At 59.1% G+C, this 14,284-nt stretch carries 11 protein-coding genes and 1 rRNA gene; 5 read left to right on the top strand and 7 right to left on the bottom strand.

The features are described 5' to 3' along the window. Window positions 1–196 precede the first annotated feature (196 nt). Genes C8K58_RS31670 through C8K58_RS31650 form a run of 5 tightly spaced genes read right to left on the bottom strand, consistent with a single transcriptional unit; the run spans window position 197 to window position 4,824 of the window. Window positions 197–1,117 carry a LysR family transcriptional regulator gene (locus C8K58_RS31670; protein ID WP_027608061.1) on the bottom strand — a complete coding sequence of 307 codons (921 nt, stop codon included), beginning with the start codon at window positions 1,115–1,117 and terminating at the stop codon, window positions 197–199. Window positions 1,118–1,176: 59 nt separating this feature from the next. Continuing rightward, window positions 1,177–2,025 carry an ABC transporter permease gene (locus tag C8K58_RS31665; RefSeq protein ID WP_027608060.1) on the bottom strand — a complete coding sequence of 283 codons (849 nt, stop codon included), beginning with the start codon at window positions 2,023–2,025 and terminating at the stop codon, window positions 1,177–1,179. Window positions 2,026–2,037: 12 nt separating this feature from the next. Next, window positions 2,038–2,889: an ABC transporter ATP-binding protein gene (locus C8K58_RS31660; RefSeq protein ID WP_027608059.1), complete on the bottom strand. Its 852-nt coding sequence runs from the start codon at window positions 2,887–2,889 to the stop codon at window positions 2,038–2,040. A 1-nt stretch (window position 2,890) separates the two neighbouring features. Continuing rightward, a complete protein-coding gene (locus C8K58_RS31655) occupies window positions 2,891–3,916 on the bottom strand; it encodes an ABC transporter substrate-binding protein (protein ID WP_108574894.1) in 1,026 nt (341 codons plus the stop codon). A 14-nt stretch (window positions 3,917–3,930) separates the two neighbouring features. Then, window positions 3,931–4,824, bottom strand: coding sequence for a TauD/TfdA family dioxygenase (locus C8K58_RS31650; RefSeq protein WP_027608057.1), 894 nt, complete (start codon window positions 4,822–4,824; stop codon window positions 3,931–3,933). A 265-nt stretch (window positions 4,825–5,089) separates the two neighbouring features. On the opposite strand from C8K58_RS31650, the gene C8K58_RS31645 reads away from it, so the two are divergent. The 5 genes from C8K58_RS31645 (at window position 5,090) to C8K58_RS31625 (ending at window position 11,687) form a co-directional block, all read left to right on the top strand. Further along, window positions 5,090–5,797: a GntR family transcriptional regulator gene (locus C8K58_RS31645; RefSeq protein WP_098480644.1), complete on the top strand. Its 708-nt coding sequence runs from the start codon at window positions 5,090–5,092 to the stop codon at window positions 5,795–5,797. A gap of 338 nt (window positions 5,798–6,135) precedes the next feature. Then, the gene (locus C8K58_RS31640; protein ID WP_092358592.1) at window positions 6,136–6,894 is read left to right on the top strand and encodes a DUF3050 domain-containing protein; all 759 of its coding nucleotides are present in this window, start codon (window positions 6,136–6,138) and stop codon (window positions 6,892–6,894) included. Further along, on the top strand, window positions 6,891–7,829 hold the full coding sequence (locus C8K58_RS31635; protein WP_108574893.1) for a diiron oxygenase: 939 nt from the start codon (window positions 6,891–6,893) through the stop codon (window positions 7,827–7,829). The genes C8K58_RS31640 and C8K58_RS31635 overlap by 4 nt, the downstream gene beginning before the upstream one ends. Then, entirely contained in the window at window positions 7,826–11,203 is a 3,378-nt protein-coding gene (locus tag C8K58_RS31630; protein WP_108574892.1) for an amino acid adenylation domain-containing protein, read from the top strand. Before C8K58_RS31635 ends, C8K58_RS31630 begins: the two co-directional genes overlap by 4 nt. Before the next feature lie 19 nt (window positions 11,204–11,222). Then, complete coding sequence (locus C8K58_RS31625; RefSeq protein ID WP_108574891.1) at window positions 11,223–11,687, top strand: SRPBCC family protein; 465 nt, start codon at window positions 11,223–11,225, stop codon at window positions 11,685–11,687. A 38-nt stretch (window positions 11,688–11,725) separates the two neighbouring features. Here C8K58_RS31625 and C8K58_RS31620 read toward each other — a convergent pair whose 3' ends face one another. Together C8K58_RS31620 and rrf are read right to left on the bottom strand one after the other, a co-directional pair. After that, entirely contained in the window at window positions 11,726–13,606 is a 1,881-nt protein-coding gene (locus tag C8K58_RS31620; RefSeq protein WP_027608051.1) for a methyl-accepting chemotaxis protein, read from the bottom strand. A gap of 375 nt (window positions 13,607–13,981) precedes the next feature. After that, window positions 13,982–14,097, bottom strand: a 5S ribosomal RNA gene (gene rrf / locus C8K58_RS31615). Between the last annotated feature and the right edge of the window lie 187 nt (window positions 14,098–14,284).

Here is a 14,284-nt window from a genome sequence, read left to right as displayed (position 1 = left end):
ATCAGGCACATCCATGACAAAAAGTTACATGTTGGCAGGATATAAGTGCGCCAGGCGCAATCCTGGACTCACTATAGAACCCTTGTGGGAGGGGGCTTGCTCCCGATTGCGCTGGATTAGATAGAAAATCTGGGTCTGGCACACAGCAATCGGGAGCAAGCCCCCTCCCACATTTTGACCGCGCATGGCTTGTAGATCAGGTGGGTTGGGCTTCCAGCCAGGTGGCGTGGCAACTTTCGCGCATGGTTTCGCGCAGCCACTTATGAGCCGGGTCTTTGTCGAAGCGCGGGTGCCAGGATTGGGCCAATACCAACGTCGGCAGCGAGATCGGCAACGCAAACGCGCGCAGTGGCAGCTTCAAGCGGTTGGCGCTCAACAGGGCTTCCTTGGGCACCGGCAGAATCAGGTCGGAATCGGGCAACATGAACATCGCACCGTGAAAACCCGGCGCAATCATCGCCACCCGCCGCTCCAGGCCCTGGGCATTCAGTGCAGTGTCGATCGGGCCACGGGCGATGCCACGTCGCGAGATACTGATATGGGAATAGCTTGCGAAGCGCGCGGCGGTGATCTCGTCGTCAAACAACGGATGGTCCTCCCGCGCAAGGCCCACGAAGGTGGTGGAAAACAGGTTCTGCACCTTCACTTCCGGAGTGACCGGCATGGTGTTGCTCACGCGCAGGTCCAGCCGCCCTTCGCGCAGGGCTTCATCATCGGTGTCGCCTTCAGGCACGAAACACAGCTCGCACAGCGGCGCCATGCGCTCCATGGTGTCGAACAGCCGACCGCCATACACGCCGATGAAAAAGTCATTGGCGCGCACACTGAAGCGACGGCGCAAGGTGCTCAAATCAACCTGATCCGCCGAGCGAAACAGCAACGCCGCCTGCTCCACCACGTTGCGCACCTGGCCTTGCAACTGCAGGGCCTTGGGCGTCGGCACCAGGCCACGACCGGCGCGCACCAGGATCGGATCGCCCACCGCTTCGCGAATACGTGTGAGGGTACGGCTCATGGCCGCCGGACTGAGGTTCATCCGCCGCGCGGCGCCCACCACGCTGCCCTCGTCGAGCAAGGCGTCGAGGGCGACCAACAGGTTCATGTCGGGTAGTTGCATGCCAAGCACTCGTGGTCAGTCGGGAGTGAGCTGGCCGCAATCGTAGCAGGCTGGGGGTATCAGCGCTGCATGCCCCACCGTTTCACGGTGAGGCGCTCGAAGGTGTCGAACACCAGGTTTTCCACCAGCAGGCCGATCAGGATCACCACCGCCAGGCCGGCGAATACCTTGTCGGTGTACAGCTCGTTGCGGTTCTGGAAGATGTACCAGCCCAGGCCGCCCTTGCCGCTGGTCGCACCGAATACCAGCTCGGCGGCGATCAGGGTGCGCCAGGCGAAGGCCCAGCCGATTTTCAGCCCGGCGAGGATCGACGGCAGTGCCGCCGGGATCAGGATGAACAACACGAAACGCATGCCCTTGAGGCCATAGTTGCGACCGGCCATGCGCAGGGTTTCGGACACACCGAGAAACCCGGAATAGGTGTTGAGCGCCAGCGCCCACAACACCGAATGCACCAGCACGAAAATCAGGCTGTTCTGGCCCAGGCCGAACCACAGCAGCGCCAGCGGCAATAACGCAATGGCCGGCAGTGGGTTGAACATCGAGGTCAGGGTGCTCAGCAGGTCACGGCCCAGTTGCGTCGACACCGCCAGGGTGGTCAGGGCAAACGCCAGCACGATGCCGATCAGGTAGCCCTTGACCAGCACCACCAGCGAGATGCTCACCTTGCCCAGCAGTTCGCCACTGAGCAGGCCGTCATAGAGCGCGTGAAAGGTCTGCAGGAAGCTGGGCAGCAGCAGGTCGTTGTTCTGGTAGCGCGCGACGGCTTCCCAAAGGATCGCGAGCACGATCAGGATCAGGCCCTTGCGTAGCCAGCCTTGCTGCCACAGGCGTTGGCGCAGGGGCAGTTCGCGTTCCACGGGGACGCTGAGCAGCGGCTCAAGGTTGATTTCGTATTCCTGGCGCATTGGGTTGTCCCCTTAGTAAGCGATGCGGATGTCGGCGAAACCCAACTCACGTTCGGCCTCGGGCGCTTCATCGAACAAAAGGCGATGAATCCGCCGCGCCGACGCCTGGAACTCCACGCCACCGAGGCTGTGCAGGTCGTATTGATGGCTGTGGATTTCCGCGCGCACACGCCCCGGATGCGGCGACAGCAGCAGGATGCGATTGCCCACCACCAGCGCTTCTTCGATGGAGTGGGTGACGAACAGCAGGGTGAAGCGCACCTCTTCCCAGAGCAGCAGCAATTCCTCCTGCATCTTGCGCCGGGTCAGGGCGTCGAGGGCGGCGAAGGGTTCGTCCATCAGCAGGATTTTCGGCTGCATGGCCAGGGCGCGGGCGATGGCCACGCGGGCTTTCATACCGCCGGACAGCGTGTGCGGGTAAGCGTCGGCAAAGGCGCTGAGGCCGACTTTGTCGAGGTAGTGCAGCGCCCGTTCTTCGGCTTCGCGACGCGCTAAGGTCTTCGACGCCAGCAGCGGAAACATCACGTTCTGCTTGACGGTTTTCCACGGCGGCAGCTGGTCGAACTCCTGGAACACCACGATGCGGTCCGGGCCCGGCTGTTCGACCTTTTGCCCCAGCAGGCGGATCTCGCCTTCGCAGGGTTTGATAAACCCGGCAATGGACTTGAGCAGTGTGGATTTGCCGCAACCCGATGGGCCGAGCAGCACGTAGCGATCCGCCGGGTCGATCTCGAAGCTGACTTGGTGAGTGGCGCGCACCACGCGCTCGGGGGTGCGGTATTCCAGGCTGACGTTATCCACCGCCAGCAATGGTGCGGCGGTGTGCAGGTTGCTGGCCGTGTGGCCTTGCAAGGGCGCGTTCATCTCAACTTCCTTGCAGGGGCTTGGCATCCTGGAAGAAGTAGTCCTTCCACGATTCAGGCTTGTTTTTGATGGCGCCGACGCGGTAGAGGAATTCCGCCAGCGGGTAGGTGTTTTTTGGCGTGACGCTGAATTCGAACTGAGGGTTGTCGATGATTTTCAGCAATTCGGCGCGGTCGATCTTGGCCTTGGTGACGCGGATGTAAGTGTCGGCCGCCGCGCCTTTATCGTTCTGGGCGAATTGCGCGGCTTCGGTCAACGCCTCGACAAATGCCTTGTAGGTTTTCGGGTTGTCGTTGCGGAATTTCTCGGTGGCGAACAGCACCGTTGGCGAGTTCGGCCCCAGCAGGTCGTAGGTGTTCAGCACCACATGCACGTTCGGGTTGGCCAAGGCCTGATCCTGGAACGGCGGGTTGGAGAAGTGCCCGGTCAGTTCAGTGCCGCCGGCGATCAGGGCGGCGGTGGCATCCGGGTGCGGGACGGCGACGGTGTACTTGTCGAGGCGATTGAATTCCTTGTCGCCCCATTGCTTGGCGGCGGCGTATTGCAGGAAGCGCGACTGCACCGACACGCCCACCGCGGGCACGGCGATACGGTCCTTGTCGGTGAAATCGGCAATGGTCTTGACCTTGGGATTGTTACTGACCAGGTAGTAGGGGAAGTTGCCCAGGGAGGCCACGGCCTTGACGTTCTGCTTGCCATGGGTGCGGTCCCAGATGGTCAACAGCGGGCCGACGCCGGCACCGGCGATATCGATCGAGCCGGAGAGCAGTGCGTCGTTGACCGCTGCGCCGCCGGACAGCTGGGTCCAATCGACCTTGATGTCGAGACCTTCCTGCTTGCCGTATTTTTCGATCAGGTTCTGGTCGCGCACTACGTTAAGCAGCAGGTAGACGATACCGAACTGTTCGGCGATGCGGATCTCGCCTTCGGCCTGCGCAGCCGTCGGAGCCAGCAGGCTGCCGGCCAACAGGCTCATACCGAGGCCGACGGTCGTGGCCAGCCGTGCAAATGGGGTTTTCCTGGACATGGTCATGCTCCGAATCAGAAAGGCGCGTCGCCCTGGATGGTGGTGCGAAACAGCTTGCGGCGCAGATGGCTCGGGCAACCGGCGGCCAGGTGGATCAGCGAGCGGTTGTCCCAGAACACCAGGTCGTGGGGCTGCCATTGGTGGCGGTAGATGTTATGCGGCAGCACACTGTGGGCGTAGAGCTGGGCCAGCAGTTCGCGGCTTTCATCTTCCGGCAGGCCGACGATGCGGGTGGTGAAGCCTTCGCTGACGAACAGCGCCCTGCGGCCGTTTTCCGGATGGGTGCGCACGATGGGGTGAACCACTTCCGCGACTTGGGCAAGCTGCTCGGGCGTCAACGTCGGGCGCCAGTTGCCTTCGAATTTGGTTTCGCTGTAGCGCGCGGTATAAGAGTGTGCGGCACTGCGGCCTTCCACGGCTTTGCGCAGGTGCTCGGGCAGTTGGTCCCAGGCTTTGTGCATGTCGGCAAACAGGGTATCGCCGCCTTCGGACGGCAGCTCCTGAGCGTGGAGCATCGAGCCCAGGCTCGGCAGCTCTTTATAGGACAGGTCCGAGTGCCAGAATTTGCCTGCGTCACCCAGGCCGATGGATTGGCCGTTTTCGATGATGTTGGAGACGATCAGGATTTCCGGGTGGTTGGCCAGCAGGAACTGCTTGAGCACGTGGATCTGCAGGACGCCAAAGCGGCGGCTGAAAGCGATCTGTTGTTCGGGCGTGATGCGTTGATCGCGGAACACCACCACGTGGTGATCCAGGTGCGCGCGATGAATGCGGGCGAAATCCTGGTCGTTGACTGGCCGGGACAAATCCAGGCCGACAATCTCGGCACCGACGCTGCCGGGCAGTGGTCGAATCTCGAACGTTTGAGTGGCAAGGGTCGCTGTTGGAACAGTAGAGGTGGCGGACATGAGTTCACTCCCGGTCAGACAGGAGAGTGACTTTATAGGCATAAGAACGGTAATTTAAATACCGTTAGAGAATATATATATGCGGTAATGTCGCAATACACCAGCGGCGTGTCAGACCTGGCAAAACCCGCGCGTGGGCCGCCGGAGTCGAGCGTTGAAACGCTTACAAGCCGAAACCGTGCCCGTTTGACAAGCCTATGGGCAGCCTCTAGTGTGCATTGGATCCAATTAGCCACCCTATTTTAATAAGGAGGATAGCGTAACCGTGACGCAGAAGCCGAACCCGTTGAACAGCATCAAGATCACCGGCCCTATTCCCGCCCATCTTGCTCGCTCCGTGATTGAAGAAACCTTGCGCAATGCCATCCTTGATGGCCGCTTGCCCTGCGGTACCGCCATGCGTCAGCAGGAGCTGGCCAGCCTGTTCGGGGTCAGCCGCATGCCGGTGCGTGAAGCCTTGCGTCAGTTGGAGGCGCAGTCACTGCTGCATGTGGTCACCCACAAGGGCGCCGTGGTTGCACCGTTGATCGAAGACAATTCGGCTGAGACCTATGAGCTGCGAATGTTGCTGGAGTCTGAAGCCCTGCGTTTGTCGATTCCCTTGCTGACCGAAGCCGATATCGCCGAGGCAGACACGCTCATCTGTGCCCTGGAACAGGAAAAAGACTACACCGAGATTGGCCGTCTCAATCGCCTGTTCCACATGACCCTGTATGGCAAGGCCCCCAACCAGCGGCTGCTCAAGCTGGTGGAGCACGGGCTGAATGAGGAGGAGCGCTTCCTGCGTTTCAACCTCGAGGCGATGGGGCTGGGCGAAACTTCCCAGGAAGACCATCGTGAACTGCTGAACCTGGTGACACAAAAGAAGGTCGAGGAAAGCATCCTGACGCTTCGTAATCACCTGATGCGCGGGATGGACGTGATCACAACCTATCTCGATAACCTCGAAGCCGCCGCAAAGAAGACGCTCTAACATCGCGTAAGGTCGCTCGGCTTGCCCGTCGAGCACTGCGGGGTTCCCTACCTGGCCAAGTAGCGCCCCGCGCAGAAGAAACTTCCCACTCTTATAAAGTAAGTTACCGACAGCTTATATTATTTAGAAAAACATCTAATGCATTCATATACTGGCCAACTTGTTTAACCCGCTTATTATCTTTCATTACTAAACCAGCCACTTAATTCGACCGTGCAGCCCCACTTGCGTGAGCGCGCGTGCGCGCAAAGCCTGGTTTACATCTTTCTTATCTTTTTGCGGCATACAAAAGTCCAACGTTGTTTTAGCGACGACGCAATAATTTATAGGCATCAACTATGTACCCACCTTTACTGGAACAAAGAAAACGGCTGTTGTGCAGCCATCCGTTATTTCTGGAAATAACTTCGCTGGAAAAGTTACGACTGTTCATGGAAAACCATGTATTCGCTGTCTGGGACTTCATGACGCTCACCAAACGCCTGCAGCAGGACCTGACCTGCACTCGCCTACCCTGGCTGCCACCGGCCGACCCGCAAGCAGCACGCTTGATCAATGAGATTGTGCTGGGCGAAGAATCAGACTCACGCCCCAGGCAAGGCCATTGCAGCCACTTCGAGTGGTACCTGGAAGCCATGGTCGAAGTCGGCGCCAGCACCTCGGCGATACACCGTTTCATTGCACTGCTGCACCAGGGCGTGGAAGCAAGCACGGCCCTGCGCATGGCCGATGTTCCTGCTGGGGCCGCGCGCTTCGTCAGCGACACGCTGCACATTGCGCTGCAAGCCCCTACCCATTGCGTAGCCGCCGCATTCCTTCATGGGCGTGAGCGTGTCATACCAAGTATGTTCGAACACCTCCTGCAGCCCGATACGCTCATCCATCGCCAGGCACCGTCCCTGTGTGGCTATTTCAGGCGCCACATCGAGTTGGATACTGAACATCACGGGCCAGCAGCTGAGGAGCTGCTCGAACGCCTGGTGGGTGCAGACCCGGCTTATCCGCAACAGGCCCATGACGCAGCCCTTGCCGCCGTAGAAAGCCGTATCACGTTCTGGGACGAGGTGCGCGCCGCGCTGCACGAGGTGCACCCATGAATACCGCCGGCTACACCACCATCGCCGACGACTGGGAACGCCGCGCCACCATCCGAACCCGCCCTCGTCGCCTGCTGGAAGACGACAACAAGCTGATCTACCCACTGTGCCGTCAGCCCTTGGTACTCAACGCGACCTTCATGGAACATTGCTCGCAATGGCGCGACTTCGTGCTGGTGCAAAGCTTCTATAAGTTCATCCACGATGTGGTGATTTTCGAAACCGAAATCGTCGACAAGACCGCGCGCAGCATTGCCAAGAATCGCTTCTCGGTGCCCTTCCCGCTTGCCTGTCGCGTTGATGCGATGACGGTTGTGGTGGACGAGGACTATCACGCCTTGGTGGCCTTGGATTTCATGCAACAGACTGTCGCAATGACGGGCATACAGCCGATTGACCTGCCCGGGCATATCGAACTGAGTCGCGCGCTGCCGGCGGCGCAGGCGCAAGCTCCGGAACACCTGAGCGATGCTGTGGAGCTGATTGGCGTAGCCATCGCCGAAAACACCGTGACCCACGATGTCGCAGCGTTTTCCAAGGACCGCAGTGTCAAGGCCTCCATACGGGGCTTGATGGACGACCACCTGTTTGACGAAGGTCGCCACGCGCAGTTCTGGACGCGGCTGGTGCGCATCTACTGGCAAGCCGCGAGCCCGGATGACCGTGACAGCATCGCTCACGTACTGCCGACATTCCTGGCACATTACCTGACCAACGACCTGCAGAAAAACTTCGACCTGCGCCTGATCGAACATCTGGACATCAGCGAGCGCCTGCGCGGTGTGCTGCGCGATGAAATATCAGCGCTGGCGTTCCCCATCACCCGCCAGCACCCGTTGATGGCCAATATCATGGGCTTCCTGCAACACAGCGGCGTGCTGCAAACGCCGAGCGTGGGACAAGTGCTGAACGACTACCTGTCGGTGTCGCCATGAGGTGCCTGACCATCGGCTGGTGCGGCACAAGCAAGGCACTGGACGAAATCAGGCCAATGCTGGAACAGTACGGCCATGTTTCAGGGGATGAGGCCACCGACCTGTGGATTGAAGACGGCAGCCTGCCGTTGCCGGATGACGTGGGCGAAACCACCTGTATAAGTCTGCGCCTGGGGATTGGCCCGTTGAGCGACGGTGGGTTGCCTGCGCTGCAAGTGCGCGCCTATGACTATGGCCGACGTTTGTTCGCCGTGCTGGACATCGCCGAGGAGCCCAGTGGCAACGGCCAGCGATTGCGTCGGCAGGCAACAACCGCGCTGGTGGATTGGGTCGCACTGCTGGTCAGTGGCTTCTCACGTGACCCCGAGTCTCTCTCTACACGCGCGATTGCCACTGACTGGCCCGACCACGGCCTGCACGGGCTTGAGCCGTTGGCATTTATGCATCGATTCAATCGTACGGCAAACCCTGCCCTGATCCAGGAAGCCCAGGTACCGGTGATCGAACGGGTGCAGGCCAGCCTTCACCTGTTCGCCGACCGGCAGGCGCTGAACATTGCGGGGCACACCGTGACCTACCGCCAACTGCACCTACAGGCCATGGCGATTCAGCTGCGATTGCGCCCGCTGCTGGAGGCGCTTGAGGCGCCACCGGTGATCGGTGTATGCCTGGAAAAATCCGTGGAATTGTATGCCAGCATTCTTGCCGTACTGGGCAGTGGCGCGGTGTACCTGCCACTGGGACCTGATCAACCCATGCAACGCCATCAGGCCATGCTCGACAGCGCCGGGGCCCGCATATTGCTGGATGCCGGCCAACATCCATTACGGGAGCGTTTCATTTCACTGGATGTCAGCACAGTCGAGCCGCACAACGCCAACTCCCCATCCTCGCTGATGCACGATCGCCCCTGCTCGGATATGCCGTGCATGGTGCTCTATACATCGGGCAGTACGGGCCAGCCCAAGGGTGTGCTGCTCAGCCAAGCTAACCTGGCGCATTTCACCGCTTGGTTCGGGTCCTGCATGACGCAGGATGAACGGAGCCGCGTCCTGCAGTTTTCGCCCCTGGGTTTCGACTCGTCATTGATCGAAATCTTCCCCGCCCTGATTGCCGGCGCCGAGTTGATCGTACCCAGTGAGGAACAGCGACGCGACCCTGGGCAACTGTTGGAATTGCTCCGCCGACAGCGTGTCACTCATGCCTTCCTGCCGCCTGCGCTGCTCAATATCCTGCCGCCGGATCCCCCCCTGGGCGTGACGCATCTGCTCACCGGTGGCGATGCCTGCGAACCCCATGTAATCGAGCGGCTGGCGGGACGGTGCCAGTTGCACAACCTCTATGGCCCCACCGAAACCACGGTACTGATTACGCACCGGACGTTCGCCCCCGATGACAATAATCGTAATGTCGGCTACCCCATCGCCAATAGCCAGGTGCTGATCCTTGATGACGATCTGCAACCGGTGGATGAACAGGTGATGGGCGAGTTGTACATCGTCGGGCCCGGAGTGAGCCTGGGGTATGTGAATGCGCCGCGGCAGGCTGACAGCCCGTTCGTCGAACTGCTGGTGCCGGGCGGCCAAAGGCTGCGGGCCTACCGCAGCGGCGACTTGGCGCAGTGGAGCGCCGCAGGGATTGTGCTGGGTGGGCGTCGCGACGACCAGGTAAAGATCCGCGGTTTTCGGGTCGACCCCCGGGAGATTGAACAATGCCTGCGCAGCAGCAGGCTGTATCGCGAGCTGGCCGTGGTGATCGACCATGAAAGCAGGATCTGCGCCTTTGTCGCCCAGCCCGAACCCAACGCTACGCTGGTGGCCTTGCAGCAGCATGCGCGCCAGTGGCTACCGGACTACATGCAACCTGGTTTCTGGGTGGAACTGCCAGCCATTCCGCACAGCGACAACGGCAAAGTCGACCGCAAGGGGCTGCTGTCGCGCCCCTTCCTCCCCATTTTGCAGGCCACTCCCGGCGCCGCGCACACGCCGCTTCAAGCGCGATTGAGCGACCTTTGGGGTGAGCTGCTGGGCTTGCCCACCAGCCAGTTGCCCATCGATGAAAGCTTCTTTGCACTGGGCGGCCATTCGATTTTGCTGTCGACGCTGTTGTTGCGCGTTCGCGAGCAATTTGGCCGTAGTTTCGCGTTAAGCCATTTCATTGAAGTACCGACTATTCGTACGCTCGCAACGCTGATGGAGGAAGGTGAACTGCCAGACGCATCCTCTGCCCGAGCAGCCGTGGACGCTCAACGGGAGTGGGAAATCAATCCGTTGCAAGGGGACCGCGCAGGCAATCCGCACAAGGTGATCGTGACAGGGGCCAACAGCTTCGTCGGCGTCCATATTGTCGAGGCGTTGTTGAACGCCGGGGCCACCGAGGTGGCGTGCCTGGTGCGTGACTTGCCGGGGAGTCCTGCGATGGCTCGTTTTACCCAGGCGTTGCGTGACTACCAACTGGAACATCTGGACTTGAGCAGGGTGCGAGTATTCGCCGCCGATATCAGCCTTCCGCGGTTGGGTTTGGCCTGTGACGCGTATGACGCACTCGCCGCAGACTTTGGCACGCTGGTGCACAACGCAGCACGGGTCAACCACGTGCTGGACTACGCCTCACTGGCCAGGGACAACGTCGACCCCATATTCGAATGCCTGCGTCTGTGCGAAACCCGCTGCAAGAAAGTCTTCAACTTTGTCTCGACATTGTCGGCCGCCAGCAGCATCAGCACGACGGGGCATGTGCTCGAAGCTCCGGCGGCAACCACCCTGCCGCTGTACATCCGAAATGGCTACAATCTGTCCAAGTGGGTCGCCGAGCGGATCCTGGGGCGTGCAATCGAGCAAGGGGCCTGGGTGAACATCCATCGCCCTGGAAATATCAGCTTCAACAGCCATAACGGTATCTGCCAACCACAGAAGAATCGCCTGATGTTGATGCTCAAGGGATCGCTGCAGTTGGGCATGCTGCCGAGGTTGGACCTGAATTTCGACCTGATGCCCGTGGACTTTCTGGCTCGCTTCATTGCGTTCCACTGCAATCGCTTTCAAGCCGATAGAAGCGTATTCAACCTGCATAACCCACAACCACTGAGCTGGGAGCACTACCTGGATGCATTCAACCGGGCGGGCCACCGGTTCGAGCGGGTCAGTACTGCGCATTGGCAGCAGGCGCTGCGAACGGTAAGCCAGGACAATGCGATGTTTGGTGTCCTCGGGTTTTACCTTGATCGACTGGATGAAGATATCGGTGACACCTCGATGATCCTCCATGACAACGCGCAACGCGGCGTTCAGCAGATGGGTGAGCAATACCCCGAAAAAGACCCGACACTGCTGAGTAAAGGCTGCAACTACCTCAAGGCCATCGGCTTTCTTTGAACCGCTTCAGGACAACTTCATGAAACCGCTGCAACCCGATACGTTAATTCATAACCCGAACGGCCAGCCGATAGTGTCCTCTGTGGTGATCGACTGCCATGCCAACCGTCTATGGAACATAGTGGGGCAGTTTGCAGGCTTCGATGCGTTCATCCCTTCCTTGACGCATATCGAAATGACCGGCACCGGAGTGGGCGCTTTACGCACGAAATTTTTCCGCGATGGCAACCGCGTCGTAGAACAACTCAATAGCCGGGATGAGCAAGCGATGCACATGACCTGGACCACGATCTACAACACCCTGGGCGTGGCCAGGTTGTGGGCCGCAATCAAAGTGGAAGCGCTTGGAGCACACTGCTCCAAGGTAACCTGGACCATCATTGCCGACCCCCTGGAGACGGCACAGGAAGGATTTGAACAGTTTGTACAAGGCTTCGCAGACAGCGCGCTGGACAATGTTCGCCGCTTGCTGGGTAAGCAGTAGGAGCGAACCGGCTCGCTCCTACTCGTACACTCAGCGGCTCAGATCTTGAAGCTGTCGACCAGTTGCTTCAACCGATTGGCCTGTTGCGACAACGCATCGCAGTCTTTCAGGGTTTCGTTGAGGTTGGTCACACCCTGCTGGTTCAGCAGGTTGATCTGGTTGATATCGACGTTGAGGGTTTCCACCACGGCAGTTTGCTCCTCGGTGGCCGCAGCGACGGACTGGTTCATGCCGTCGATCTCGACAATTCGCTGCGTTACGCTGACCAGGCGCTCACCGGCCTGGTTGGCCACCTGGACACTTTCCTCGCTGGAGGTCTGGCTGGCATTCATGGTGGTCACGGCTTCACGCGAACCCACTTGCAGCGAAGTGATCATTTTATGAATTTCCTCAGCCGACTCCTGGGTACGGTGAGCCAGGTTACGCACCTCGTCGGCGACCACGGCAAACCCGCGTCCGGCTTCCCCGGCACGTGCTGCTTCAATCGCAGCGTTCAGTGCCAGCAAGTTGGTTTGCTGGGAGATGCCTTTGATCACATCAAGGATGTGGCCGATATTGTCGGTGCTGGCGTTCAGGGTTTCGATCTGAGTGCAGGACAGGCTGATTTTCTGCGACAGCTCCGACATTGCCAGGATGGTTTGCTCGACCACTTTGCGCCCATCATCGGCCTGCTCGCTGGCACCGCTGGCGTGCTGTGAGGCATCGGCGGCGTTACGCGCGATTTCCTGGGTGGCAGCCCCCAGTTCGTTGATTGCGGCGGCCACGCTGTTGGTGCGTGCGCTTTGCTCATCAGAGCCGATGATCGAGGCGTTGGATGACGCCATCACACGCTGAGACAGGTCATGCACCTGACGTGTTGCAGAAGACACTTCGGAAATCGAGGCGTGGATACGCTCTACGAACCGGTTGAACGCGCTGCCCACTTCACCGAACTCGTCTTTACTGGTGACCGTCAAGCGGCGAGTCAGGTCGCCCTCACCTTGGGCAATGTCCTGCATGGCAATACCCATGGTGGTCAGGGGCCGCAGTAACACTTGAATCAGCAGGCTCAAGAGCACAGCAATCGCGACTACGGCGATCAGCATGGCGATCAATGCAGACGTACGGAATTTGCCCAACGGTGCGTAGGCTTTGTCTTTATCAATCGACAGGCCGATATACCAATCTGCACCGGGCAAGCCACTGATAGGTGTGAACGACAGGATGCGATCCTGGCCCTTGAGAACTACGTCCTGATTAACTTTCTCAATACGGACGTTAGTGCCCGGGTAGATGTCCTTGAGGTTTTTCATCACCTGGTCTTCGTCAGGACTTACGATGACTTGGCCGTCGCCGCTGACCAGAAACGCATGGCCGATGCCGCCGAAGTCCACCGAATTGATGATTTTCACCAGGGTTTGCAGGCTCAGGTCTCCGCCGACCACGCCGAGCAACTCGCCGTTCTTTTTCACCGGCATAGCGATAGTTACGATCTGCCCACCCACGGCGGCCATATAGGGCGGTGTGAGCATGGGTTTATCGGCAGCCACGGCTTGCTTGTACCAGGGACGCTGACGAGGGTCGTAGCCGTCAGGCATTTTTGCGTCCGGGCGCTGGGTGAACACACCGTTGGTTTGGCCAACGTAGGTGAACTGGAAGTTCGAGGTGAACGCCGGTTGATCAACCAACCCTGGAAGATCAGCAGCACTACCCTGATGGGCAACGTTTTGCGTCAGACTTTCGAGCACCAGTATTCGACCGCTAAGCCAGTTCTGCACACTACTCGCGGTGAGCTCACCGGACTGCTGGATAGACGACTCCAGATTCTGTTTGATGGTGCTGCGCTGCAGGTAATCGTTGTAAAGCGTGAATAACGCGAAGGCCAGAACCACAACGCCTGACGCGGCCAACAGAATTTTATGACTGAATTTGAGATTCATTTCATCGACTTCTTTTTGCCAAATGGGGGTGAGCGTGCCGAGAGGAACATTCCATGTACGGTATAGGCGGCGTCTCGGGCCGCTCTATTTCGGTGCACGCATGGCTCATCAGGCTTTCGGCCAAGCTGGAGGAAAGCTTAGGGAATTGTGGGATGAATCGTCCTTTTACGTAGGAAACCGACCAAAGGTTGTCGTACAAGATTTAGAAGTAAAAATTCTTCCCTATTACCTGCGTCGTGCTCTTAAAGCAGGTCAGTGCCATGAACCTGATTTTGGAGTTGGGTAGGCGTAGTTGCTGCTCGCTTACAGAGTTCATAAACCCTCTAAACGACAAAACCCCTGTCTGCATGAGCAGACAGGGGTTCTGGGATTTAATCTTGACGATGACCTACTCTCACATGGGGAAACCCCACACTACCATCGGCGATGCATCGTTTCACTGCTGAGTTCGGGATGGGATCAGGTGGTTCCAATGCTCTATGGTCGTCAAGAAATTCTGTGTACCGGAACGTTGCTTTAGCAACGTGCCGATGAAATTCATGGACTTCTACATAAACGAAACCCCTGTCTGCGTTAGCAAACAGGGGTTTCGGAATTTAATCTTGACGATGACCTACTCTCACATGGGGAAACCCCACACTACCATCGGCGATGCATCGTTTCACTGCTGAGTTCGGG

Source organism: Pseudomonas sp. GV047 (assembly GCF_003058245.1).
GTDB lineage: Bacteria > Pseudomonadota > Gammaproteobacteria > Pseudomonadales > Pseudomonadaceae > Aquipseudomonas > Aquipseudomonas marginalis.
This window is presented reverse-complemented; position numbering and strand designations above follow the sequence as displayed.